Source organism: Psychroflexus gondwanensis ACAM 44 (assembly GCF_000355905.1).
Lineage (GTDB): Bacteria > Bacteroidota > Bacteroidia > Flavobacteriales > Flavobacteriaceae > Psychroflexus > Psychroflexus gondwanensis.
The window spans coordinates 46,567-71,815 of record NZ_APLF01000011.1; the positions used below are offsets into that span (position 1 = coordinate 46,567).

At 37.5% G+C, this 25,249-nt stretch carries 26 protein-coding genes; 15 read left to right on the forward strand and 11 right to left on the reverse strand.

What is annotated here, in order from left to right; genetic code table 11:
- Positions 1 to 207: 207 nt before the first annotated feature.
- From PGOND44_RS11245 to PGOND44_RS11255, 3 genes are all read left to right on the forward strand, one after another.
- Positions 208 to 654, forward strand: coding sequence for an Hsp20/alpha crystallin family protein (locus PGOND44_RS11245; protein WP_003441911.1), 447 nt, complete (start codon positions 208 to 210; stop codon positions 652 to 654).
- Between the two features lie 64 nt (positions 655 to 718).
- Complete coding sequence (locus PGOND44_RS11250) at positions 719 to 1,351, forward strand: hypothetical protein (RefSeq protein WP_003441922.1); 633 nt, start codon at positions 719 to 721, stop codon at positions 1,349 to 1,351.
- Positions 1,351 to 2,340, forward strand: a complete 990-nt coding sequence (locus PGOND44_RS11255; RefSeq protein WP_003441926.1) for an NAD(P)-dependent oxidoreductase — start codon at positions 1,351 to 1,353, stop codon at positions 2,338 to 2,340. The genes PGOND44_RS11250 and PGOND44_RS11255 overlap by 1 nt, the downstream gene beginning before the upstream one ends.
- Here PGOND44_RS11255 and PGOND44_RS11260 read toward each other — a convergent pair.
- The 4 genes from PGOND44_RS11260 to PGOND44_RS11275 all read right to left on the reverse strand — a co-directional run bounded on the left by PGOND44_RS11260 (position 2,337) and on the right by PGOND44_RS11275 (position 7,614).
- Positions 2,337 to 3,179, reverse strand: coding sequence for a universal stress protein (locus PGOND44_RS11260; RefSeq protein ID WP_236611992.1), 843 nt, complete (start codon positions 3,177 to 3,179; stop codon positions 2,337 to 2,339). The two genes, PGOND44_RS11255 and PGOND44_RS11260, sit on opposite strands and share 4 nt — an antisense overlap.
- Positions 3,180 to 3,421: 242 nt before the next feature.
- Positions 3,422 to 5,755: a DUF2309 domain-containing protein gene (locus tag PGOND44_RS11265; RefSeq protein ID WP_003441940.1), complete on the reverse strand. Its 2,334-nt coding sequence runs from the start codon at positions 5,753 to 5,755 to the stop codon at positions 3,422 to 3,424.
- 4 nt (positions 5,756 to 5,759) lie between these two features.
- Positions 5,760 to 7,238: a proton-conducting transporter transmembrane domain-containing protein gene (locus tag PGOND44_RS11270; protein WP_003441943.1), complete on the reverse strand. Its 1,479-nt coding sequence runs from the start codon at positions 7,236 to 7,238 to the stop codon at positions 5,760 to 5,762.
- Positions 7,239 to 7,305: 67 nt separating this feature from the next.
- Positions 7,306 to 7,614 (reverse strand): hypothetical protein, encoded by a 309-nt coding sequence (locus tag PGOND44_RS11275; protein WP_003441946.1) that lies wholly within the window; start codon positions 7,612 to 7,614, stop codon positions 7,306 to 7,308.
- A 92-nt stretch (positions 7,615 to 7,706) separates the two neighbouring features.
- On the opposite strand from PGOND44_RS11275, the gene PGOND44_RS11280 reads away from it, so the two are divergent.
- The 7 genes from PGOND44_RS11280 to PGOND44_RS16080 all read left to right on the forward strand — a co-directional run bounded on the left by PGOND44_RS11280 (position 7,707) and on the right by PGOND44_RS16080 (position 14,556).
- The gene (locus PGOND44_RS11280; RefSeq protein ID WP_003441967.1) at positions 7,707 to 8,636 is read left to right on the forward strand and encodes a LysR family transcriptional regulator; all 930 of its coding nucleotides are present in this window, start codon (positions 7,707 to 7,709) and stop codon (positions 8,634 to 8,636) included.
- Between the two features lie 65 nt (positions 8,637 to 8,701).
- Positions 8,702 to 9,436: a flavodoxin family protein gene (locus PGOND44_RS11285; RefSeq protein ID WP_040556089.1), complete on the forward strand. Its 735-nt coding sequence runs from the start codon at positions 8,702 to 8,704 to the stop codon at positions 9,434 to 9,436.
- 259 nt (positions 9,437 to 9,695) lie between these two features.
- Positions 9,696 to 10,685, forward strand: a complete 990-nt coding sequence (locus tag PGOND44_RS11290) for a 2-hydroxyacid dehydrogenase (RefSeq protein ID WP_003441973.1) — start codon at positions 9,696 to 9,698, stop codon at positions 10,683 to 10,685.
- A gap of 610 nt (positions 10,686 to 11,295) precedes the next feature.
- On the forward strand, positions 11,296 to 12,225 hold the full coding sequence (locus PGOND44_RS11295) for a class I SAM-dependent methyltransferase (protein WP_003441979.1): 930 nt from the start codon (positions 11,296 to 11,298) through the stop codon (positions 12,223 to 12,225).
- A gap of 95 nt (positions 12,226 to 12,320) precedes the next feature.
- Positions 12,321 to 12,911: a GNAT family N-acetyltransferase gene (locus PGOND44_RS11300; RefSeq protein WP_003441993.1), complete on the forward strand. Its 591-nt coding sequence runs from the start codon at positions 12,321 to 12,323 to the stop codon at positions 12,909 to 12,911.
- Positions 12,912 to 13,015: 104 nt separating this feature from the next.
- Positions 13,016 to 14,029 (forward strand): hypothetical protein, encoded by a 1,014-nt coding sequence (locus PGOND44_RS11305; protein WP_003441998.1) that lies wholly within the window; start codon positions 13,016 to 13,018, stop codon positions 14,027 to 14,029.
- Between the two features lie 218 nt (positions 14,030 to 14,247).
- A complete protein-coding gene (locus tag PGOND44_RS16080) occupies positions 14,248 to 14,556 on the forward strand; it encodes a GldL-related protein (protein ID WP_003442003.1) in 309 nt (102 codons plus the stop codon).
- Between the two features lie 9 nt (positions 14,557 to 14,565).
- Here PGOND44_RS16080 and PGOND44_RS11315 read toward each other — a convergent pair whose 3' ends face one another.
- The 5 genes from PGOND44_RS11315 to PGOND44_RS11335 form a co-directional block, all read right to left on the reverse strand.
- Positions 14,566 to 15,234, reverse strand: a complete 669-nt coding sequence (locus PGOND44_RS11315) for a haloacid dehalogenase type II (RefSeq protein ID WP_003442006.1) — start codon at positions 15,232 to 15,234, stop codon at positions 14,566 to 14,568.
- A gap of 17 nt (positions 15,235 to 15,251) precedes the next feature.
- Complete coding sequence (locus PGOND44_RS11320; RefSeq protein ID WP_003442010.1) at positions 15,252 to 16,040, reverse strand: SDR family NAD(P)-dependent oxidoreductase; 789 nt, start codon at positions 16,038 to 16,040, stop codon at positions 15,252 to 15,254.
- A 370-nt stretch (positions 16,041 to 16,410) separates the two neighbouring features.
- Positions 16,411 to 17,244: an OmpA family protein gene (locus tag PGOND44_RS11325; protein WP_003442013.1), complete on the reverse strand. Its 834-nt coding sequence runs from the start codon at positions 17,242 to 17,244 to the stop codon at positions 16,411 to 16,413.
- Between the two features lie 170 nt (positions 17,245 to 17,414).
- Complete coding sequence (locus PGOND44_RS11330) at positions 17,415 to 18,104, reverse strand: TIGR04283 family arsenosugar biosynthesis glycosyltransferase (protein WP_003442016.1); 690 nt, start codon at positions 18,102 to 18,104, stop codon at positions 17,415 to 17,417.
- A gap of 42 nt (positions 18,105 to 18,146) precedes the next feature.
- Positions 18,147 to 18,647 (reverse strand): DUF456 domain-containing protein, encoded by a 501-nt coding sequence (locus PGOND44_RS11335; RefSeq protein ID WP_003442019.1) that lies wholly within the window; start codon positions 18,645 to 18,647, stop codon positions 18,147 to 18,149.
- Positions 18,648 to 18,724: 77 nt separating this feature from the next.
- Between PGOND44_RS11335 and hemW the strand changes: the two genes are divergently transcribed.
- The 3 genes from hemW to PGOND44_RS11350 all read left to right on the forward strand — a co-directional run bounded on the left by hemW (position 18,725) and on the right by PGOND44_RS11350 (position 22,108).
- Positions 18,725 to 19,855: a radical SAM family heme chaperone HemW gene (hemW, locus tag PGOND44_RS11340; RefSeq protein ID WP_003442022.1), complete on the forward strand. Its 1,131-nt coding sequence runs from the start codon at positions 18,725 to 18,727 to the stop codon at positions 19,853 to 19,855.
- Positions 19,856 to 19,890: 35 nt separating this feature from the next.
- Positions 19,891 to 20,271 carry an MmcQ/YjbR family DNA-binding protein gene (locus PGOND44_RS11345; protein WP_003442025.1) on the forward strand — a complete coding sequence of 127 codons (381 nt, stop codon included), beginning with the start codon at positions 19,891 to 19,893 and terminating at the stop codon, positions 20,269 to 20,271.
- 64 nt (positions 20,272 to 20,335) lie between these two features.
- The gene (locus PGOND44_RS11350; protein WP_003442028.1) at positions 20,336 to 22,108 is read left to right on the forward strand and encodes a MutS-related protein; all 1,773 of its coding nucleotides are present in this window, start codon (positions 20,336 to 20,338) and stop codon (positions 22,106 to 22,108) included.
- Between the two features lie 8 nt (positions 22,109 to 22,116).
- Here the strand turns inward: PGOND44_RS11350 and ruvC are convergent, their stop codons facing one another.
- Complete coding sequence (ruvC, locus tag PGOND44_RS11355; protein WP_003442031.1) at positions 22,117 to 22,671, reverse strand: crossover junction endodeoxyribonuclease RuvC; 555 nt, start codon at positions 22,669 to 22,671, stop codon at positions 22,117 to 22,119.
- Positions 22,672 to 22,749: 78 nt separating this feature from the next.
- Here ruvC and PGOND44_RS15770 point away from each other — a divergent pair, with 78 nt between their 5' ends.
- Positions 22,750 to 23,643 (forward strand): lysylphosphatidylglycerol synthase domain-containing protein, encoded by an 894-nt coding sequence (locus PGOND44_RS15770; protein ID WP_003442038.1) that lies wholly within the window; start codon positions 22,750 to 22,752, stop codon positions 23,641 to 23,643.
- Complete coding sequence (locus tag PGOND44_RS11365) at positions 23,640 to 24,773, forward strand: glycosyltransferase (protein ID WP_155943831.1); 1,134 nt, start codon at positions 23,640 to 23,642, stop codon at positions 24,771 to 24,773. The genes PGOND44_RS15770 and PGOND44_RS11365 overlap by 4 nt, the downstream gene beginning before the upstream one ends.
- Here PGOND44_RS11365 and PGOND44_RS11370 read toward each other — a convergent pair whose 3' ends face one another.
- On the reverse strand, positions 24,774 to 25,244 hold the full coding sequence (locus PGOND44_RS11370; RefSeq protein ID WP_003442040.1) for a hypothetical protein: 471 nt from the start codon (positions 25,242 to 25,244) through the stop codon (positions 24,774 to 24,776).
- Positions 25,245 to 25,249 lie beyond the last annotated feature (5 nt).

Below are 25,249 nucleotides of genomic sequence, written 5' to 3' on the forward strand. Positions count from 1 at the left end.
TTTCCTTTTTAGTCGAAGAAGCTAAATTGCTTTTAGTAGTCTCAACAGATTATCTATAGCGGTTTAATTAATTCACCAGGTTGAATTGCTTTTTTAGTTCAATTGGTATTTCAGATAAGTGTCTCTAAACTGATAATTATCATTTTTAAACTACTGATTATAAGCTATTTTTAGGTAAACTAGTAGTAACCCTAAAATTTAAGCCTTATGTCTTTAGTAAACTATAACAGTAGAAGAACTCCGTGGTTTAATGGCGGGGTTGAAAAATGGTTAGGAAATGAGGAGATCTTTCTCGACACTTTCTTCGACCGAAAAGCCAAATTGCCAGCGATGAATATAAAGGAAAATCCTATTCATTTTGAAATAGAATTGGCCGTACCTGGCTTCGATAAGGAGGATATTGAAGTGAGCTTGGAGAACGATATCTTGCATATTCGAGCAGAAAAGAAAAATGAAATGGAAGAGGAAAATGAAAATGGCTATACCCATAAGGAGTTTAGTTACCATCCCCTAAAGCCTAAACTTCAGATACCAAAATCGGTCAACCAAAACAAAGAAGTGAAGTCCAACTACAAAAATGAAGTGCTCAAACTCCAACTCACCAAAAATGAGGACGCTTCAAAACCAACTAAAAAGAAAATAGAGGTAGTCTGAAAATATCTCATCGACATAAAAATATAAATGATGCTTTAAAAAAAAGCAGAGCAGAAGTTTTTCCATGAGATATTTAATCGTTTTTATAAGTGTTTTAAGCTTCGCTACTTTTTTGATAGGGTGCCGTTCTGCGACACTTATCCATGATTATAAAAACCAAGATATCAAAAGTTTTCAGGCTAGTAGACTACTTGTCGTTGGGATTTCAGCAGATAAAGAGGCAAGGCAATTGTATGAAACAACACTGGTCGAATCTTTAAAAAAAGAAGGGGTAAATGCTTTAAAAAGCATCACCTTCTTTGAAAACTCCTTTACAGACCAAAAGCAATCTCTTCAACAACTTAAAGCCATTGAGAAAAAGTTACTTAGGGCTAGGGTTGATGCCGTCTTATTTACAAAAATCACAAATCGAAAAGACAGAGTCACTTTGGTAAACGCTTATCAAAACTTCGCACAATCTTATCAAACCTTTAAAAATTACTATTATAATAATCAAAGTGCTTACTTAGAGAATAAGCATGAACAAGTCTATACCATTGAAACCTCTCTTTTTTGTATTTGCCCCGGACAAGAGCGCGAATTAATATGGCGAGGAGAGATGGAAGTTATAGAGAGCAAAAGACTAAGTCGAAATATACATCGCTATAAATCTTTACTTTTTAAAACCCTCAAGCAAAAAAAACTAGTATTGAACTGATGAATGTATTGATTTACAGTGCGAAGCCTTTCGAAATTTCCTTGATAAAAGAAGAGAATAAAGGTAGGTATGCAGTAAGCTTTACAGAGAAACGGTTAAGCTTAGTTACCGCTAAGCTAGCTATGAACTATGATGCGATTTCAATCTTCTCTGCAGATGATGCTTCTTCTGAAGTCCTCGAAAAGTTAAAAGCTATGGGGATTCACTACATCACCTTGAGATCTACGGGACACGATAATATCGATTTGAAAAAGGCAAGGCAGTTAGGCCTTAAAGTGGCTAATGTGCCAAGTTATTCCCCAAATTCTATTGCAGAACACGCTATAGCACTATGTTTGACTTTCAACAGAAAGATTGTTAAGGCACAACACCAAACCTTAGAATATAACTTTCTCTTAGATGATTTGATTGGCTTCAATCTACATCAAAAAAAGGTGGGAGTAATGGGAACAGGGAGTATTGGTGAAGTGCTCATCAAAATATTACATGGCTTTGGATGTTCTATTTTAGCAAATGATATACATAAAAATGAACAGTTGATAAAGGATTATAAGGTTCAATACGTCACTAAAGAAGTCATTGCTGAAAGCGCAGATATCATTTTTATATGTTTGCCTCTCAATAGTAATACTCGTTATCTTATTGATAAAGATTATTTGCATCAGTTGAAAAAGAAACCAGTTCTTATAAATATTGCGAGGGGAGCCATCGTGCATACAGAGGAACTTTTAAAAGCTTTGGACGCCAATGTGATAAGCGGTTATGCCACGGATGTATACGAATTTGAACACGGGGTGTTTTTTTATGACCGTTCTAAGGAGATACCCGAAGATCCAATATTACACCAACTGCTTTGTCATTCTAAAACACTAGTCACCCCACATCAAGGCTTTGCGACTAATGAAGCTTTACAAGCTATTATTTCAACAACTTTTAAAAACTTGAACGCTTGGGAAGCAGGAAAAGATTCTGCTTATGAATTGTCCTAATTATCCTTGTGAAGAAATAGTAATGGGATAAGAGTTCCGTAAGCTAATTGCGAAGTGTCTGAGCCAAAGAATAAGCGCTTAAGGAAAGTTTCCTTTTCAATACTTACAGCATGAAGGTCTATTTTCAATAGTTGTGTAGTCGTATTTAAGACGATCAATCCAGGGATGGTGTTGAGGTGAAAGTAGGTGTAGGGATAATCTTGAAAAAGCTTTTGGATACTTTGGTTATCTTCTTTTTCACTTGCTTCTGTTTGGCTGGTATCATCTAATTGGAGAACATTGAGTTGACACTTATGCATAGTTAAGATGTCCTTGAAAATATCTATCCCCTTAAAGGTCAATTTCTCCTCATCTTGCATAGAGAATAAGACTTCTTTAATACTTGAGTATGAATAATGTTCTGGGACCGTGAGTGTTGGGCAATCGACGTATCTTATCACTTGTAATGTATTACTCCCGAAAATCACCTCCGAGGCATCTGAGGCGCCGTTATTGCCCATTATGATGAGGTCTATAGCATTAAGCTCAACGGCTTGCTTGATGGCCGATACAAAATCATCATAATCAAACAATTCATGAAAAGTATAGGCTTGAGATTTGGTTTTTTTACTCAAAGCTTTGACTAAATTGTGAATTAAAGCTTTATTATTTTTTGAGATGCTGTCGTAAACGCTATCACTTTGTGAACCTGCAACGAGATCCGCAGTGATGTATTCTGACGACTTTTGAATATTGAGGATGTAGAAATGGCACTCTTCATTTTCGAAAAATTTCATCGCATATTCTATTGCGTTCTTAGAATTTTTTGAAAAGTCTGTAGGTAAAAGGATGTTTTTCATTTGTTGAAACATTTATACTATATAAAAGTACTATTTAAAATTTAGCTACACATGATAATAGTCAGTGAAGAATAGAATCTTAAATCGAAATTTGTCCTCAGTGTATAATGTAAAACCCAGGTAGAGTAGGTTCTACCTGGGTTTTTGTATGATCCTTTGGAAAGTTTGGCTAATTCCAACATGGATCATAATTAACAAGAAATAACTCTGTAAAAAGGACATTCATAATAGAGGTTATTTTGCTAATTGAGGATTGCTTCTTGAGTCGAGGCAACCCAATTCATACCCTTTTGGTAACGAACGATAACATTTTTATCGGTTGGGTCCATCACCAAGAGGTAAATCCATTCATTATCTAATAGGGATTTTAAATTTTCATTTTTGTTTAAAATTTCTTGTATTCTTTGCTTCGGAGCTTGAATTAAGACCGAAAGTCGCAGGGGTTGATGGTAGGCTTTTTCATCGGTTTCATTTACCGACTGCAGAGGAAGACCAATCTTTAGATCTCCGCCGTTTCCTTGGACTACCCCAAACTTACCCGTGATATTATGAGTAATTTTAGAGCCTCCTCCGTAGGTTTCGTTATCGACAGATGAGAAATAATAGTGATTGTTGATCCATTGTGTAACGACCATAGGGCCTTGCATAATCCCTTCTAAGGCACCACCTGTTGTATCCAGTTCCCAGTTATAAGAATGAAGAAAACAATTGCCGTTCAAGTTCATCGTTTTGGTAAGTGAACGAGGACCTACAATAAACCCTGCGTTTTTCGCTAAACCCCATTCTGGACGTGTTTCAGACCAATCGTTTGTTTTTTTATGTGCTGCCTTTACACTACCCAATCCTGAGCCTAAACGCTCTTCAGTAGCAGTTTGCTGGGCACGTTGCAAATCGATTTTCAATCGATCTAATTTTTCTTTATGAGAGTTTGGAACTTCAGAATCGAACACTACGATTTCATCTGTGGTGGTGTTGTGCTCTGCTCCAATGAAGACGGTTTCTTTTGGGATAGTGATTCCTTCTTCCTCTTTTAATAGAGTTCTAACTTCAGGAAGGTTAGCTAATTTAGCCAGCATTCTTGCATTATGCCTCCCTGGACTAGCTGCACAGGCGCCGCAATCCAAACTTGATCCAAATGGATTATTAGCTGAATGGCTGCCGTGTCCCACAAAAAGAACTAGTGGTGAAAACTGTCTCCATCCCATAAGAGCGAAGGCGGATTTTACAATAGCTACTTTTTCTTCTATGGGGATCCCATCGTCCGACGTATCTTTATTTTCAATGGGGTTGATCTTAGGCTCACAGCTCCCTTCGTGGGATAGTTTATTATCCTTATCAGGATGGTATAATTGTCCTGGAATTAGGGTGCGAGCAAGTAAAGAAATTCCATAAAAAACACCTGAACCTTCTACATAACCAAAAGCTGAGGGGAGCATGTTTTTCATGCGTTTCAAAAAGTAATCGGTGAATTTTTGGGTTTCCAGTCGTTTTTTATAGGCCGTCAATTCATGGCCTTTATCGGCTTGAGCAAATTCTGATACCGAATATGCAGAATTTAAAATAGGAGGGCATGATTTTCTGATGATCTCATTATCCAAAGGCTTATAGTCCATGGCGATTCCAAAAAAACCTGCGTAACCGAAGGTTTCATAATGGCCTTTAGATTCCACGTTTCTCCGGATTAGCTCAGACCGGGTATCGATGCAGAACACAAGTTGAGCCTCTGGAAGGGCATTCACTTTTTTCTCTTTGGGTTTATTTTTCAGGCCAGTTTCTAGTTTGTTTTGCCAGCTTTTTTCCCAAGCTTTTAGCCAAACATAGGAGAGGTCTATTGAAGAATTCCTATTTTCTGGATTGGGTTTAGTTGGAAGTATGTTGGCATCGATGTGGTTGGCTATCCATAAACGAACGGCTAAGTAATCTTCGAGCGTGATTTTACAATTTTGCTGCCAGATCGAATTTTCTTCTGCTCTATATTTTATATATCCAGTCCAGCCAGGTAAAGCAGCTAAGTGACTTTGAATAATCGTAAGACACTCTTCTTCAGAATACTTTTCTAAAATTTGAAGCAGAACCTCTTCACTAGTTTTAGGAATTTCAGATATAGATCGCACACGAACTTGGTTATCGTATGGAATCAAGTGTCTCCAAGCATCAAAAAAACCTTCGCTTTTATTGGGGAGTTCCCATTCTGCTAGCCCTTCATCGAGGAAAGCCATGAGCCATTTCAAAACCATCCGGTCCAAGTCGCCATTGGTATTTTGGGTTGGCTCGGACTTGTGAGAAGCCATTTCAGTAAGGCACTCTTCTGGAGATTGTTTTATATGATGTTCAGATAGAAGCGCGATTAATTCTTCGTTGTTTATTTCTCCTTGTTCCCAAGCTTCACGAAATACTGATGCCTTCGGGAAGGATTTCCCCCCGAGTAAGTGTTCAGCATCTCCTGCAGCTTTTTTGAAGTGAGCCTTCTCATAACCCGATAATGGATTTGAAGTCACAAAAGAATATAACGGCCAGGTTTTACCTACTACTCTGGAAGCTGTCTCAATCGTGTTTTGAAGCTGTTCTTTTGTCATTTTATTACTTTTTGTAAGTGAGGACTGTTTTATGATGAGGCTGAGACAAGTTGAGCAGCTTAACGTAGAGCCATGGTATTTTTCTGTACACTCCCAATTTCATAATAAAGAAACCGAGTAGGAAGATGATACCGAAAGTGATTTGTAACACGGTTAGAGAATGCGGGACTTCAATCATTGGCATTTCTATCATGATCGAGGTAACTACATTAAATAAAAGTGCATAAAGTCCTATCCCAGCTATAAATACTGCACTGGGTACTATTACTTTTTGTACAAATGTGAGACTTTGTTCTTTCACAATATTGTAGGTGGCTTGCCCAACGGTAATGGCGACGATAAGCGTTAAAAATATACTGCTATCGGTTAAGTTGGTTTTTCCTGTAAGTAAAGTAAATAACCCAGCACCTAGCGCTCCGAAAATCAATACCACTACAATTTGCATTGGATTGATTTTAAGGTCTATTGGCTTTCGAGGGGCGTTATTTGCAATTTCTTCTCCAGAAGATAAAAATAGATAGGCTTTATAGAAGCCGTGTAAGATCAAGTGGACCACTGCAGCATTAAAAAAGCCGAGTCCGCATTGCATAATCATAAATCCCATTTGGGCGATGGTAGAACAAGCCAATTTCTGCTTAACATTTACCTGAAGTAATTTTGTGAACTGCGCTATGATAGCGGTCAGTCCTCCGATGATAAAAATAAGAGTTAAGGTGTTGGAGGCAATGACTACTGTGGAAAACAAGGCCAATAATATCCCCGAACCATTTACAAAACCTGCATGCATCAATGCAGAGGCTGGAGTTGGAGCAGTCATTGCAGAAAGCAGCCAACGGTGAAAGGGATAAATAGCCGACTGTATAATGGCAGCTGTGATGATAAGTAGAGCGGCAATAAGAAGAAAATAAAAGGGTATTGACTCTAAATTATCGACAATGCCTGATAATGTATAGTGATTGGTTAAAAAGGCAAGCAAAATAACCCCAATACTCAAAAGCAGCGTTCCTGCTAGGAAAAACTTTTGAGAAAACTTTTGAGCCTCTCTGGCCTCTCCCCAATCTGAATTGACGCCTATCAGTCTTGCCATAAAAACACCCATGGCAAACCAAGATAGCAATAGAGCTAAAATATGATTCGACATGACGAAGACCATAACAGACCCCGTAAATCCCAAACTTAATAAGGTGAAGCGCTTGTGATACTTAAAGCCTTTGAGGTAATTTTTGGAATAAGTGCTTACAATTGCACTGAAAAAAGTGACAGTCGCCCAGATGAGAAGTGTAAATCCATTGATTCTGAAGGTATCAGTCCAATTCCATTGAGGTGTCTCGATCTGGTAATAGATAAGTGCACCCAAACTGGCTAGAAATAAGAGCCAAAGTAGGGGAGCAGCAATTTTAGAAATAACAGGATTTGAAGAGGTTTTAACAGGAGAGGTTAAAACTGATGGTGTTAGTGTGTTTGAGCTGGTATTCAAAGCCATTTATATAAATTTCAAGTTAAAGTTGAATATGAAAGTTGGGTAAAAGCTTTATCCTTTTTGTTTTAAGCTAATCGGCTATACTCAAATTCAAAATGCCGTTAATTTTTAAATTCTTTCCTTTTGCCTTTAGTTTAGCAATAAATTCTTCCGCAAGTCTTTTTTCTTTTTCCAATTCGTTTATGCGATTGCTTAACGGCTTTGGGTCATTGTTATGATCTCTTTCCCAAAGTTGCAGACCTTCTATCTTGTGGTAGTTGATTTTCTGGTTAATCAAAGCAGAGATAATGTCAGAAGCTTGAGAGGGTGTGAACTCGCCATCGACCAACTGGATGTTTTGTACTTTGACTTCCTTTGAAATTGTATTTTTTGTTTCCATAGGTTTTGATGATAAAATGATCACTGCAAATATTATATTTTTTAAACATTTATTTTTATTTATATTTGCAATGGTTTATATAAAAATTATTTATGAAATATACTTTACATCAACTTCAAATATTCTTGGAAATATCACAGTGTAAGAGCATAACGAAGACAGCAGAGACTCTTCATTTATCTCAGCCAGCAGTATCCATACAGTTGAAGAATTTACAGGATCAGTTTTCTATTCCTTTAACTGAAGTTGTTGGCAGAAAGCTATACGTTACTGAGTTTGGAATGGAAATCGCTAAAGCTGCTCAGAAAATCATCGAGGAAGTGGATGCCATAAACTATAAGTCTTTATCCTATGCTGGTAAACTTTCAGGTAAGATTAAAATCTCCGTTGCCTCCACGGGTAAATATGTGATGCCCTATTTTTTATCAGATTTTATGAACAAACATAAGGGCGTAGATTTGATCATGGACGTGACCAATAAAACTAAAGTCCTAAGGAGTATGGAGCGTAATGAAGTGGATTTTGCCCTCGTGTCTGTCCTTCCTAAAAAACTAAAAGTAAACTCCGTAGAACTTATGCAAAACCAATTGTACTTTGTAGGGGGCAGCCAACTCGAACTAGAACAAGTCCCTACCCAAAAAGAATTGTTTACTAAGTTGCCACTCATCTATCGAGAAGAAGGTTCTGCTACACGAAATGCCATGGAGCAATTTATAACTAAACATAGTTATCAAGTACGGAAAAAAATAGAACTGACTTCCAACGAGGCTGTTAAACAAGCTGTTCAGGCAGGCTTGGGATTTTCAATTATGCCACTGATTGGAATTAAAAATGAACTTAAGGAAAAAGAGTTACAAATTATTCCTGTAAAAGGTTTACCAATTTCTACCACATGGCAAGTCATTTGGCTAAGCTCTAAGAATCTTTCTCCTGCCGCAAAAACTTATCTAGAGTATCTAAAATTGAATAAAGAGCGTATTATTGAGTCACATTTTTCTTGGATTAAAAACTACCAATCATAAGAGGGTGGTGTAAGAATTCTGGTTTTTTTTAGACTATTATAAAATATAAACTTAAAACCTAAACGATGATGGATCAAAACTTTAAGGGCTTAAAGGCCATTTTTCTAAACTGTACACTCAAAACATCACCTCAAAAAAGCCATACCCGTTTACTGATGGATGTCTCTGTAAATATCATGAAAAAAGAAGGAGTAGAGGTTGAGGTTTTGAGACCTGTAGATTTCGACTTGCCAGTTGGTGTGCAGCCAGATATGAAAGAGCAAGGTGCAAATAAGGACGATTGGCCTCAGCTTTATAAAAAAATCATAGGCGCCGATATTTTAATTTTGGGAACTCCAATTTGGCTTGGAGAACGATCTTCAATCGCCTCCAAAGTTATAGAGCGTCTCTACGCTATGAGTGGCTATCAAAACGATAAAGGTCAATATGTGTATTACGGTAAAGCAGGGGGGTGTATCATTACTGGGAATGAAGATGGGGTAAAACATTGTGCAATGGGCATGCTTTACGCTTTACAGCACCTTGGTTATAGCATACCACCACAAGCAGATGCAGGATGGATAGGTGAAGTGGGGCCTGGCCCAAGTTATGGAGATACAGAATGGGATGGAAAAACATTGGACGAACCACAAGGGGTAAATTCCAATTTTACCAATAGGAATACGACCTTTATGACTTACAACTTGTTGCACCTAGCCAAAATGCTTAAAGATAAAGGCGGATACCCTTCTTATGGGAACTCACGGAAAGACTGGGATGCCGGAACCCGTTGGAATTTCGAAAATCCTGGATATAGATAGCTGGAAGAAGGTATTAATTCTTTTTTTAAGTAAGAAAAATGCATAATTTATAGAAATATAAATGGGCGTTCAAATTTAATAGGATAGGCTTCTTAAGCGGAGATATGGATGAGAATCAGAAACGTTTGTTAAAGATATTCATAAGCTGCAAACCTAATGCTGTTCATCAATTGAAAAATATCGATATTGGTTTATATTACTCATATAGATAATTCGATTGTCTAATTTTTTTAAAGTGAGACAGCAATACGATAATGAAATGAAAATAGCAGTATTTAGCACAAAAACCTATGATCAAGATTATTTTGAAAAATATGCTGAAGACTATAACTTTAAGTTTTCATTTTTTGAAACCTACTTAAATAAAGAGACTGCCAACCTAAGCATCGGTTTTGAAGCGGTTTGTATTTTCGTTAACGACACTGTCGACAGGGAAACTATAAAACGGCTATCTGAAAACGGCGTAAAACTTATTGCTTTGCGCTGCGCTGGCTTTAATAATGTAGATGTGGAAGCAGCTAAAGAGTATGATATCAAAGTGGTTCGGGTGCCTGCCTACTCACCACCGGCAGTGGCGGAACACGCCATGGCACTCATTTTGACCCTCAACCGTAAAACACACAAAGCTTACAATAGAGTAAGAGAAGGTAACTTTTCTTTAAAAAATCTTATCGGCTTCAATCTGTCTGGTAAAACGATTGGAGTTATAGGAACCGGACAAATCGGGGCAGCCTTTTGTCAAGTCATTAAAGGCTTTGGATGTAAAGTTATCGCCTTTGATATTTCAAAATCTGATGAATTGAAAGATTCTGGAGTAGAGTATTTGCCGTTGGACGACGTATTTAAACAATCTGATGTCTTATCTCTGCATTGCCCACTTAACACCCACACTCGACATATGGTCAATAAAGAATCAATTGCCTTGATGAAAACTGGAGTCATGATTATCAACACAAGTCGGGGAGCTCTCATCAATACTGTGGATGTTATTGAGGGACTTTCTAATGAGAAAATCGGGTATTTAGGGATTGATGTTTATGAACAAGAAGAAAACTTATTCTTTGAAGACTTGTCGGAAAGTATTATCCAAGATGATCTCATCTTAAGATTGAATGGCTTCCCAAATGTTTTGATTACTTCACACCAAGCCTATTTTACAAAAGAAGCTATGGAACAAATCACGACAACAACTCTTGAAAATATAAAAGCTTTTGAAAACCATCTGGAATTGAACAATGAAGTCAAGTAGGGGTATGTTTAAAAGAATACAGGTCTACACTTAAATATTTAAATAAAAGACCTGATATTCAAACCGATAACAAACTCAATACCGCCAATCTTTAGTTTCAAAATATCGTAGAAAGCTTAAAAGATAAGTCTTTACCTGACTCTATCGTTGATTCTATTAATACAATTATCCAAGACTTAAAATCAATTTCCGACGCTGAAAACACCTAAGGTCTCAACTAAAAACCAAGCAATTTACCCTAGTTAAGTTACTAGAAAAGCAGGTAAAAATCGTTCCTAAAACTACTATCGCAACATGTGGTTGGGTCTTGGTATGGTTACTATTGGCTCATCTATAGATCAAAAGGCTTTAAAGGAATGACGCCAACTCGACCTGGAAATTTAAGATTATCCCCATTCTTTGTCATAACACTTTTGTCTGTGACTTTTGAAAATCCCACGCCTGGTAAAAGAGTGATAAAAAAAGTAATTAATGCTTACACTGACATGAGATTACACTTATATTTGAGCTTTTTTAAAAACTGACTATGGTTTATAGAAATACAGTGTAATTCCTTCGTTTAAGGACTGTATAATCTGAAGCCATATTTCAGGACTAGATCTTTAAACCTATGCAACAACTTACTAGTTGTCCTATTTGTAACTCTACCTCTATAGGTTCTTTTATTGAAACATCTGCTCAGATGCATTCGGATAAGGAATTGTTCAATTTCGACCAATGTGCTGACTGTCAACTGGTGTTTTTAAACCCCAGAGTGCCTTTAGATCAACTTAAAAACTACTATACCTCTCATTACTTACCTTACAGAGGAGCAAAGGCTTGGGGGAGGTATGAGCAATTGGTCGAGAACAGTCAGCGAAAGTTAGATGCAAAACGGGTAAAGCGAGTAAAAAAAGCTCATGCTATATCTTCGGAGTCTTTAATTTTAGATATTGGCTGTGGCAAGCCTAGTTTTTTAAAGGCTTGTCAAAAAGAGTTGAACTGTAAAACCATGGGGATCGACTTTAGTGATGAAGGGTGGAAAGACCAACCAGATCATTTCGATGGAGTAGACTTACAAATAGCAGAAATTAAAGACTTAACCAGCAGTTTGAAGCCCGATGTCATTACCATGTGGCATTATTTAGAACATGATTACACTCCGCTTGAAAACCTATCTTATCTCAAATCCATTTCGAAGCCATCCACAACACTCGTCATTGAAATTCCCAATTTCGATTCCACCAGTAGAAAAAAATATGGCGAAAACTGGGCAGGTTGGCATACCCCCCGTCATATTTCATTATTCTCACCGAACAATATCGAGTTATTACTTCAGAAAAGTGGTTGGAAAGTCACTAAACTAATGGCTTATGGAACTATGAATCATTATATGCTTTATTGGATGAGTGAGATGGAGCAAAAAGGAATCAAGTGGGATAAAAATATGCAAGATGAGTTTTGGGAGTTTATGCGGGGGATGATACTCTTTATGCCGAAAAAATGGAAGGAGAAAAAATCTTCTCTTGGAATTATGACAGTTATTGCAACCCCACAATAGAGTCTTAATTTGGTATTATTTCGGATAAACGCTTATTTCCAGGGAGATATAACTAGTTTTAGAAGATATATTTCAATCCAATAGACCACAAATCCATGATTGATGAAACTTACTTTAAGCATTTTCCAACCTTAGAAAGTGAAAGACTTTTATTAAGAAAGTTAGAATTGACCGATGCTCCAGAGATACAATCTATTCGTTCGGATGAAAGGGTTATGAAATATATGGACTCTGAAAGACAATCGACAGTAGGACAATCTGAGCGATTTATTTCTATGAAGCTGAAAATGTATCAAGAAAATACCGGAATCTTTTGGGCTATCATCGAGAAATCGACCAATACATTTATAGGGGATTTTTCATTTTTTAAAATGGATCATAAAAATTCTAGAACGGAGATAGGATATACTTCAAAACCAGAATTCTGGGGGAAAGGCTATATGCAGGAAGCCATGACTTCTATTTTTAATTTTGGCTTTGATAAGTTAAACCTCCATAACTTAGAAGCCAATATCAATCCTGGAAATGATAAATCTCGGGCGATATTGACAAAAATGGGATTTCAGAAAGAAGCCTATTTCAGAGAGAATTATTATTACGACGGAAAGTACCTGGATAGTGAAATTTATTCGCTACTCTCCTCTGACTTTAAAACTGATAACACAAAGGCTGAGCTAAGGACTTAATTTAATATCGGTGATTATAAATAGCAGGTAATTCATTAAGAATTAGGATTAAAGGTTTATTTTTAGGTGTCTATAACAATCTGGCCAACTAAATAATACAACCTATGAATATAGATTTAAAGCTTCAAAAGAACTTGATTATATTCGGAATACCCTTGTTAATCGTAGGTATAATGGTAGCCATTGCGAAATCTCCCATTTTTATTGCAAACCCGAATAGTTTATCGATTGGAATTACTTTTGATTTACTTCTAACTGTCCCTCTTGTTTATTTTTTGCTCATCAGAAAAACAAGTATTCCAAAGACAACGCTAGTTCCTTTTTTAATCTTTGGAGTTATCATCTGTTCGTTCATACTTCCAATTGAACATCAAACTTATCTTAGCCTTTTTAAGATTTGGGTGCTCCCCGTTGTTGAATTATCGATTTTATCATTTGTTATTTTCAACGTCCGTAAGGGAATAAAGCGCTTTAGGCTAAACAAAAACGAATCTTTCGACTTTTTCACAACTTTGAAAAGCACCTGCTATGAGATTCTTCCCAGAGGAATAGTTATGCCAGTGGTTACTGAAATGGCAGTTTTCTATTATGGATTTTTGAATTGGAGAAAAAGAGAATTAAAGAATAATGAATTTACTTACCATAAAGACAGTGGGACAATCGCCTTATTGATTGTAGTCATTTTTATCGTAGCTATTGAGACTTTCGTTATTCATATTTTAGTACAAAGATGGAATAATACCGTCGCTTGGATTTTGACTTTTTTGAGCATTTACTCTGCCATCCAAATATTAGGGCTTTTAAGATCAATGCCTAAAAGACCAATATCGATAGAAAACGCTAAGCTTTATCTTCGTTATGGAATTATGAACGAAACCACTATCGAATTCAATAATATTGAATCGGTTGAACTTTCATCTAAAGATATTGTATCCACTAAAGGGACACGACGATTATCGATTTTGGGAGAATTAGAAAGTCATAACCTAGTCATTCGTCTAAAAGAGGAAAACATCCTTTATGGGCTTTATGGCATTAAAAGAAAATACAAAGTTCTAGCTCTATATGTCGACAATAAAGAAGAGTTCCAAAATCAAGTGAATAAATACATTCAATGACTAAGCATAAGTTGGATTGGTATAACCTGAAAATTATCGCCTCCGGCAGCTTACGTTTGATAGCTGGCAGGTGTTGCGATCTTAAACAGAAAAATTAAATAACAAATCTAAAAAATACTTTTTTTAGAATATTTTCAATAAATTGCTATTCAAATAATGAGAATAAACGATCAAATAATTTATAAAAGCATAATTCAAGCACCAAATATTTAATAACCATGGAAAACCAAGACTTTAAGATTAGCATTAAGACAGTTTGGGTTTTAGTGATTGGGAATTCTTTATTAACTATTCTAGGGGCATTTGCCAAAGTACAGCATTGGGAATTTTCTCAAGTAGTTTTGACAATTGGACTAATTATTTTTTTCTCAACTTGGATAATTGTTTTTAGTGATATGGCAAAGAATAGAATAAATAATAAGTCCTTTTGGATGATTTCTATGTTCATTCTTCCATCCATCTCACCTTTAATTTATTTGATACAGAGAAATAAATTAATTAAACTTGAGAACAGTTTTAGTCTATAAAAAATTAATTTATACCAACTTCTCCACCAATTCCTTTAAATCCTTTACTACCAAACTAAGCCCGGGCGACTTAGGATATAAAAACTTTCCTGGCCGTTGGACAAAGGCGGTTTGTAAACCTACACGTTGAGCACCAATAATATCCCAAGCATGAGCTGCTACTAGCATGGCTTCATTGGGTTTTGCCTCCTCTTGGGATAAGACATAGCCATAGGTCTTAGGATGGGGTTTAAAACGCTTAACTACTTCTACGCTATAAAGACTATCAAAATAAGATTCCAACCGGGAAAACTGCATCTGTTGTTCCAAAGTGCTTTGTCCGCCATTGGTTAAAGCTACGAGTCTAAAGCCTTGTGCGGATAGTTGCTCCAAACCTTCCATCACATCGGGGTGAGGCTGGAGTTGAATGATGATGGAAAGGGTGTCTTTGATTTCTTGCTCCGAGAGGGAAACCGACAGCTGTTGGGCTGTCATCTCCAGCGTCGCTGCACCAATGTCTCCAAAATCTCGGTAGGTACCGGTAAGCGTCTCCACCATAGCATATTGCAATAACTTAGGAAACCAAAGATCAAAAGCAAGGGTAGAGTTTAGCTTGGTGTTGATGCGTTCTTTTAAAGGCGTGAGGTCTAGTAAGGTTTCGTTCACGTCAAAGACGAGAAGTTTGGGTGCGGTGTCCATGAATTTGAGTGTTGCGTTTACATCGCTCGGTGATGCTCGGTTTGGGTTTTATAAGCCTTATATTTCTCTTTTACGTTTTTATCGAACTCCAGCGGGTGATTCAAGTTAGTCTCCACATCCTTTAAGCGTTGCTCGCCTCCCAAGATCACATCGATCTTCTTTTGTAAAAGGCCTTCGATAGATTTTTGAGCGACCAGCTCTGCACTATCCATATTCTCCATCTTGGCCGTGATCATCATATCGGTATCCGTGGCGGTTGGGTAAACCGTCATCACATGAATGTTTTCAAAAATAAGCTCTCGGCGCATGGCTTCAGAAAAATGTCTTACGCCAGCTTTGGTAACGGCATACACCGAATAAAAGGGTTTGGCGATATAGCCAAGTCCGGAGGATATATTCATCAAGCCTGCCTCTTTGCTTTTTAATAAAAGCGGCAAGCTTTTCTTCGTGAGTAAAATTAGTCCGGTTAAATTGATATTGATTTGGTTAACGATATCGGCATCAGACAAGTCTTGTAAAGCTCCAGTACTTATTACACCAGCATTATTAATCAACAAATCGATATGATCCCATCTGGTGCTGACGGTCTTAATGATACGCTCGACATCTTCGAGTTGAGAAACATCGGCAGCGATAAGAATAAATTCAGCTTGCGGAAAATCTACCTTAAGCTTTTCTAGTTTGTCCTGACGTCTTCCTACCACTGCAAATTCTTTTACACCGTGCAAAATCAATTCGTGGATGAGAGCTTTTCCTATACCAGCGCTTCCGCCAGTAATGAGTACTTTTTTATGACTAAGATTCATGAGCATTGATTTTGATGATTATACTAATTTAAGCTTATAATGTCGCCAAAAATCGTTTTACTGAAACGAATTCGGCACCTGCTTTTTTCGCTTGTTTTTTATTAAAAAACCTGTGCTGAGCTACGTCTTAGTATAATTCAATTTATTTATACGGCATTATAAAAATAATTCGATAATAAAGATAAGCGGAAGTTCCTAGCCAGTTCTGCATAGGTCTGTCTTTCACGTTTATTTAACCTGCTGATTTTTATTTAGACTTAACGTAAAACTATCTTCTTTAAAAGTATAAGCCTTAAAAAACCTTCAGCATAAAAAAAGCCCTGAATTCATCAGGGCTTTTTAAAAATTATTTTGAATAGCTTATTCGATATTAGTCATCACCTAACATAGCAAAAAACTTATCTAGATTTGGCATAATCACGATTTGTGTTCTTCTGTTTTTTGCCATATTGTCTTTAGTACTGTTTGGTACTAAAGGATCATAACTAGATCTCCCAGCGACAATCAACTGCTCGGAAGCGACTCCAAATTTATCTTCAAGTCGTCTCACAATTGCAGCACTTCTTCTAGCACTAAGATCCCAGTTATCTACAATATAACTATCCTTTTTTACAGTTCTACTGTCGGTGTGTCCTTCTACCAAAACTTCTAGGGAAGGCTCAGACTTTACAACTTCTGCAATTCTGGATAGGATTTCGTCTGCATCACTCCCAACTCTAAAGCTGCTGTCACCAAAAAGTAGGTTGTCGTCAATATTGATTTTCACCATAGTTTCTTCAATGGAAACGTTGAGGTCACCCACAGACTCTCCCATATTTTTAGAAATGTTGTGAGCAATAGCGATGTTCAACGAATCTTTTAAAGACTTAGCACCTGCGAGTTTAGCAGCAGGAACGTCTTTTAAAGTTTTTCGCATTGCAGCTTTGTTCTTTTCAGATAGGACTAAGCTTTCGTTTGGCACTTGCACCATCATTCCTTCTTTCTCTGTACTTAAGGAGGCTATTTTGTTATTGTAACGCTCCACGCGCATTTCAATCTGCTCCATTTGATTTTCCAGATCTTCTTTTTCTACACGCGTTTGCATGAGCTCAGATTTCGTCTCATCCAAATTACCCTCTAGTTCTGTATATTTCTTTTTGGATACACAGCTAGCAAGAATAGCAGATAGACTCACGGCCAAAAATAATGTTCTTTTTTTCATCATAGTTTTATTTAAGTTGACGTAAATAACGGCATTTTGCTAAAACATGTTGTCATGTGATACTTAGTATTTTGTTAAAATTAGTGAATAAAATCTAAAAGCATACAGTTATAAGCCTTTCTATACGAGGGTTTAAGGCCTGCCTTTGAAAAATAAATATCCTATATTTTATTTCAATTTTTGGACGAGATGTTATCCGGATAGTATTTTTTTAAGCGTTTTGGTGAAACACCTAGTTTGAAAAGCATCACCAAAAGAAAGTCAACGGTGATTTGAAACATGAGTCCATTCTTTTGAAAACGTCGGCCGGAATTGACCACGGCTAGCTTAGACTTTTTAAAACGGCCTTCACGCCTTAGCCGATGTTGAATCTCGACATCTTCCATAAAGGGAATAGGTTTAAAACCATTGATGGTATCAAAAACACGTTTCTCAATAAACAGGGCATGGTCACCATAAGTGAAAAACTCAAGGTTCCATCGACTGAACCAAGTGTAGATTTTAAAAATAGGATTTGGGTCGTCCACAACTAGTCTGAAACTGCCACCCACCGTATCCTTAGCTTTACAAAGTTCACAGATAGAGGCGTAGGCCTCCTTGGGGAGAAAGGTATCCGCATGAAGAAATACCAAGATGTCTCCTTGTGAGTGTCTAGCCCCTAAATTCATTTGTAAGGCTCGACCTTTTGGAGCGCATAAACGCTTCACCTCTGGAAAGTCTTTTACGATTTCTAAAGTTTGATCATTGCTCCCCCCATCAACCACAAGGATTTCAAAATTTCCCTTTAATTTTAAAGTATGCGTTAGGGTTTTTGCTATATGTGTTTCTTCGTTAAGGGTAGGTATGATGATACTAATAAGCATAAGGCAACAGGCTTCTTGGCGTTAAGCGAACTTAGATCAAATTCAGAATAAAACAGCTCTATACTGAATGAGTTTGTACATAAAAATCACAAAAAACGATAAACTTGCCATTAGCTCCAAAACCGTAGACGTTAAAAAGCCTAGAAAAGATCCTAATGCAGCTTTTAAAGCGGGCTGACTTGCCTTTTTGGCAAAAACCACTTCACCTAGATAAGCCCCAACAAAGGGACCGATGAGAATTCCTAAAGGAATAGGAGTAAGGAGGCCCAACACAAGTCCAACTCCTGCACCATACATCCCAAATTTACTACCTCCTAGTTTTTTGGTTCCTAGAATAGGAATGATATAGTCTAGGATTAAAATGACCAACGTGATTGCCAGTGTGATCCAAAGCAGACTGGAACTCACTTCAACTTCGGGAACCCAGAATAATAATAAAATCCCCAACCAGCTGATGATTAATCCGGGAACTACAGGAAGAACACTGCCTACCAGGCCAACAAGGCAACAGATAAACCCTAGGCTAACTAAAAGTATACTCATCGTGAAATTCTGTAAAATTGAACTTAAAACTAAAGAATTAGCTCCACTAATCCCGTATTTTTGTCAAAACTATTGAAATGAGTTCACTTTATATTCATATTCCCTTTTGCAAACAAGCTTGTCATTACTGTGATTTTCACTTTTCGACCACCTTAAAGCACAAGTCTAAGCTGGTGAGGGCGATTTGCAAAGAACTCATCTTGCGGAAAACCGAACTCCCAGCAGCAGTAGAAAATATTTATTTTGGAGGAGGGACGCCTAGCTTATTATCACAAGAGGATTTAGACCTTATTTTTGAAACTATTTATGCGCATTATGAGGTTGTTGAGCAGCCAGAAATTACGCTGGAAGCCAATCCAGACGACTTAGATCTGGAGTACCTACAGATGCTGTACAAGACCAAAGTTAACAGGTTGAGTATTGGAGTGCAGTCCTTTTTTGAAGTGGATTTAAAATTGATGAACAGAGCTCACACTGCTGAAGAAGCGGAATCTTCTATTTTGCTTGCTAAACGGTTTTTTGATAATATCTCAATCGACTTGATTTATGGTATTCCCGATATGGATGTGGAGCGTTGGAAAGCCAATCTAGCGAAGACTATAGAACTCGAAGTGCCCCATATTTCTAGTTATGCCTTAACGGTGGAGCCCAACACACCCCTCAAGACGTTTATTGATAAAGAAATTATACCACCAGTAGACGACGATCTAGCCAAATTGCATTTTGATATTTTGGTGGAAACGATGATGGCACATGGCTTTGAGAATTATGAATTCTCCAACTTTGGGAAACCTGGGTATTTCTCTCAAAATAATACGGCCTATTGGACGGGCAAGTTTTATCTTGGCATTGGACCTTCGGCGCATAGTTTTGTCCATAACACCAGAAGTTGGAATATCAATAACAATCCAAAATACATCAAGGCTATAGAAGCAGATGAACTGCCTCACGAACAGGAAGTCTTGAGCACTACAGATCGTTATAACGAATATGTTATGACACGATTACGGACCAAATGGGGCGTGGATATGAAATATGTAGAAAAAGAATTTGGGTTGGTTTATGCAGCCTACCTAACAGAGCACCTGCAAGACTTTCGGCTGCGTGGTTTACTAGTGCTTAAAGACGACTTGCTTCAGGTGACGGGGGAAGGAAAATTCCTATCAGACGGGATTGCGTCAGAATTATTTATGCTCAACCTTAAATAGATAGTGAAGTTGTGTCTACCCTTAAATCATGGCTTATGAATATCGAAGAACTCAGAGACTATTGTTTAAGCCAGCCACAAGCTACCGAAGACTTTCCTTTCGACAAGGACACACTAGCCTTTAAAGTAAAAGGTAAAATGTTTGCCCTCACCTCTTTGAAGAAGTGGGAAGCTGGTGATTATAGCATCAACTTAAAATGCGATCCTGCCAAAGCAATCGAGTACAGAGGAAAATATCCCGATGAGGTTTTTCCAGGGTATCACATGAACAAAAAGCATTGGAACACTGTGGTCGTAGGTGGCTCACAACTTTCTCCAAAATTCATCAAACACCTAATCAATCATAGTTATGAGTTGGTGGTGAGTAAACTTCCAAAATCTAAACGAGAAGGATTGATCCATAAGCCCGGAAGATAAACATCATCATTTCATAGCAGCAGATAGTTCAATAACTCTATTTTTGCAATTCAATTTTATACTTATGCCCACACCAGGATCTATTTATTCTGAATTTATTTCTCGATATACCACAGATTTAAAAGCAATAAAAACTCAATTGCTGTGGTCCAGCATGCTGCGCTTAGCCGTATTTCTAGCGATAGCCTTTGCGATGTACTTTTTTTGGTCCTCCACAAGAGTCGTCATTGGCTCTGTGATACTTGGAATTGTACTGTTTTTGATTTTAGTCACAAGACACTCTAAAATCCAGTATAAAAAAGCAAAGTTGAAAGCTTTGCTTCAACTCAACCAAACCGAACTTCGGGTTTTAGACCGTGAGTTTTCTGACTTACCCACAGGAGAAGTCTATAAAAATCCAGAGCATGCCTTTAGTCAGGATATCGATATTTTCGGGAAACATTCCTTTTTTCAATACCTCAATAGAACAGCATTAAAAGAGGGAGAGGAAAATTTGGCTTCCAAATTGACCTCAAATTCTATAAACGACATCGAGCTCAAACAAGACTCTATTAAAGAGTTAGCCGAAAAAGTGGAGTTGAGACAACACTTTACTGCCGATGCGATTTTGGTGGATACGGAAACCAAGGCAGACAGCATTGTAAAATGGATTACCGCTTACCAGCGTTTTGTTCCTAAGGTGATGACTTGGTTACCAAAGGTCTTTTCAGTGCTATCTTTAGCTGTTATTATTGGTTATTTTTTCAATGTCCTCAGCGGTGCTCAACTTTTGCTTTGGTTCTTGATTGGTTTAGGAATTACAGGTTTTTTCTTGAAACGCATCAATGAATTGTCTAGTCATGTGAGCCAGGCGCAGAGCACCTTTCAGCAGTATTTCAAACTATTAAAATTTATCGAAGATGCTGAATTTAATTCGAGTTTACTTCAATCCTTTCAGTCAAAAATCCATTCAGATTCAGCTAAAGCGAGTCAGATTTTGAAAGTACTTTCAAAACATATCGATGGCCTTGACCAAAGGAATAATATTTTACTCGGTATTGTTTTAAATGGATTTATGCTTCGTGATCTTACGCAATCTCTTAAGATTGAAAACTGGATCGCCCAACATGCTTCTCAGGTTGAAAGTTGGTTTGAAGTGATCGCTGAGATCGATGCCTATAATAGTTTGGCCAATTTCCAATTCAACCACCCAGATTATGTTTTCCCTAGCATAAAGGACTCAGGAAGCTTCACCAAAACTGTAGGTGCTGTTCATCCTTTGATAGACCCTAAAGACGCGGTACGCAATGATTTTGAAATTAAAGACAATCAGTTTTTTATCATTACGGGAGCCAACATGGCTGGGAAGAGTACCTTCTTGAGAACAGTTTCTACACAAATCGTTATGTCCAATGTAGGCTTGCCCGTCTGTGCAAAATACTGTGAGTATGTTCCTACAAAATTGATCACCAGCATGAGAACGGTCGATTCTCTCGCCGACGAAGCCTCTTATTTCTTCGCTGAATTAACTCGACTCAAATACATTGTAGATAAAATCCAAACCGATAAGTATTTTATTGTTTTAGATGAAATTTTAAAAGGCACCAACTCTACAGATAAAGCCATTGGCTCCAGAAAATTTGTGGAGCGTTTAGTCAAAGCCAATGCTATTGGGATTATTGCAACTCATGATCTAAGCCTCTGTGAGGTTGCTGATGAATTACCACAGGTTCAGAATTATTATTTTGATGCTGAAATCATCAACGACGAACTCAATTTTGACTATACCCTTAAAAATGGAATATGCCAAAACATGAATGCCTCGTTTTTACTTAAGAAAATGAATATTGTGGAGTAAACTAAGCCTTACTTTTTGACCCGCTTTTCGTTTTGCTTGATAAAGGCATCCCAACCGGTATAGGATTTTCCTAGCTCAGGCTTACTGCTATTATAAAAATGACATACGGCTGCTGCAAGTCCATCGGTAGAGTCCAAATTTTTGGGAAGCTCTTTGATTTTTAGCATTTGCTGTAGCATTTTAGCGACCTGTTCTTTACTGGCATTTCCGTTTCCTGTAATGGCCATTTTAATTTTCTTGGGCAGATATTCTGTAATGGGGACTTGTCTAGATAAGCCTGCTGCCATAGCGACTCCTTGCGCCCGCCCAAGTTTCAACATGGATTGGACATTTTTACCAAAAAAAGGCGCCTCAATAGCAATTTCATCGGGATGGTAGGTATCGATAAGATCGATGGTTCGGTCAAAAATCAGTTTGAGTTTAGTGTAAGGATCATCGTATTTTTTGAGCATTAGTTCATTGAGTTGAATAAACTTCATCTTGTTATTGACAATCTCTATGACACCAAATCCCATGATAGTGGTACCTGGATCTATGCCTAAAATAATTCTTTCTGTCGCCAATCGCTTATTTATTCGTTATTTTGTAATGTGAAATTCCCTTACAAAACTAAGCAATTCTGGACGTTAGCTATCAAATTTTTGATAGTAAGTCTAAGTTTTATCGTGATTTATAAATTTATCCAAGAGGTTCCAAACTCAGATTGGCAACTGATTTATAATTCTTCACAGCTTTTTATATTACTGGGGATAGGAGGGTTTTTCTCTCTATTGAATTGGCTATTAGAAGGCTATAAGTGGAAAATTTTAGTCGATACCATAAGTCAGATTAGCGGGATTGAAGCCTTGTCGGAAAGCTTAAAAGCCCATGCAGTAAGTATAATTACCCCCAATAAAATTGGTGAATTTGGTGCGAAAGCTAGTTTTTATAAAGCTTCTTTACGGAAACAGATTCTTAAGCTCACCCTCACAGGCCAGGTTTACCAGTTGATAGCTACTGTTCTCTTTGGAGCTTTAGGGATAAGTGTAATGTTTTCTGAATTCTCTCCAGAATTGCAAATCACTTTGGTGATGGTTTTGGGAGCGATGGCTTTAGGAATTCTAGGCCTTTTTTGGCTGAATTCTAGGCGCCGGTGGATAAGACAACTCCAAGCCTATCTTAAGTCGTTGTCTAGGTTATCAGATTCTAGCCATACTCAGGTGTTGATATGGTCGGTGTTGAGGTATGGGTGCTTTAGTCATCAGTTTTTTGTGCTGTTGTTGCTCTTTCAACCTGAGTTGAATTATCTGGAAATCATGCCGATCATCTTTTCCATCTATCTCATTACTTCCATGGTTCCCACGATTTTGATCTTGGATGCGAGTCTAAAAGCTGGAGTGAGTTTGGTCTTACTCTCTGCTTACCTAGCTCCCGACTATATTCTGGTGACCAGCGTCTTAATGTGGATCTTCAATTTTGGAATTCCTGCTGTTATCGGAAATGTGTTATTGTTAAAAAGGTCAAGGCCGGCTTGGTTTCTAACTTCCAAAGTATGATTTGGATTCTTGTATTTTATGGAATTTTAGGTCTCTATTTTATGTTTATAGGAGGGATGGGAATAGGTTTATCTAGGCTTCAAAAGAAATCATTTTTGGCCTATCTATCACCGAAGACTCAGTTTTCTATTGTAGTTCCTATGCGAAACGAAGCAGGCTCTATTCTGAAATTGCTCGAGTCCATTTCAGAGGTATCTTATCCTTCAGGTTTGTTTGAAGTTTTTATTGTAGATGACGATTCTTTGGACGAATCTTGGACACAGGTAAGGCGCTTTCAAGCTCAACATCGGGAGATAAAAATTTACCTTTTATCCAATTCAGAAGGGAAGTTTACACCTAAAAAAAATGCTATTCATAAAGCTGTTCAGCTAGCTCATACTGATTATATTCTTACCACGGATGCAGATGTTCAGGTGCCTGAGTATTGGTTGAAAGAGTTCGATGCATGCTTGCAAACCACAGATGCTAAGTTGGTTGCTGGAGGGGTGGTGGTGAGTCAAAATAGATCGTTTTTATCGGTCTATCAGCACTATGATATGTTGAGTTTACAGGCTTTTGGCTTGGCGAGTTTTGCTTATAAGAAGCCGGTGATCTGCAATGGTGCTAATTTATGCTATGATAAGAAAGCCTATCTGCAAGCAGAGGTGTATAAAGGCTATGAGCAGGTGGCTAGTGGTGATGATGTGTTTACACTACAAAGCCTTAGACAAAACGGCTTTAAAATTGAATTTTTAAGCAGTTCTTCTTCTGTGGTATGGACAGAGCCCGTAAAGTCGTTTTCAGGCTTATGGCAACAGCGTAAACGTTGGGCTAAAAAAACAGCTTCTGTAGATAGTCATTATGTGATAGGAGTAGGGATTCTCGTGACTTTGGTTCAGCTCACTTTTGTCGTTGCTTTGGTGTTAGGCTTTTGGGATACGCGTTTTTTTGGATTTGTGGTTACAGCATTTATGGTGAAGTTGGCTATCGATGGTTGGTATTTGTCCAAAATGGCTAAGATGCAAAACCTGATATTTTGCTGGACAGACTTTTTGAAGGTGAGCCTTGTCTACCCTTTTTTAACGCTTTTATTCTCCTTGTCCAGTCTCTCTGGAAGTTTCGAATGGAAAGGCCGTCGGTTTTCGAAGTAATTATTGTAAAATAATAGGAATTTGAGTACGTAGAACAATGGGAACACTCCTCTTTTGTGCGGGATAGGCTTCGGGAAGTTGAAAAATAGCTTCTTCTAGCCATGAATTGATCTGCGGGTTTTTTAATTTGACTTGATCGGGAATAACGACCTGTTGTATAGAGGTTTTCCCTTCGACATTGATAAATAAATCTACCAGAATCGTGTCTTGTTCCTTGTTGGAGGTTGAGATTTCCTCTTGACTTAAGCGTAAACTGATACTGTTTTTGATTTCATCTTCAAAGCAAGTTTTACTCTCTGCTTTTGAAGTGACTACTCCACAGGTTTGGAAGGTCGGGTAAAAATCAACTTCTTTCCAATTAATAGAATTGAGTTCCTGTTCCAAGATTTCATCTGCCGATTGCTTTTTGAAATTGAAATCTTTACAAGATAAAAGGCTAAGTATAAGAAAAAGGGTTAACCACCGATTCATATAGT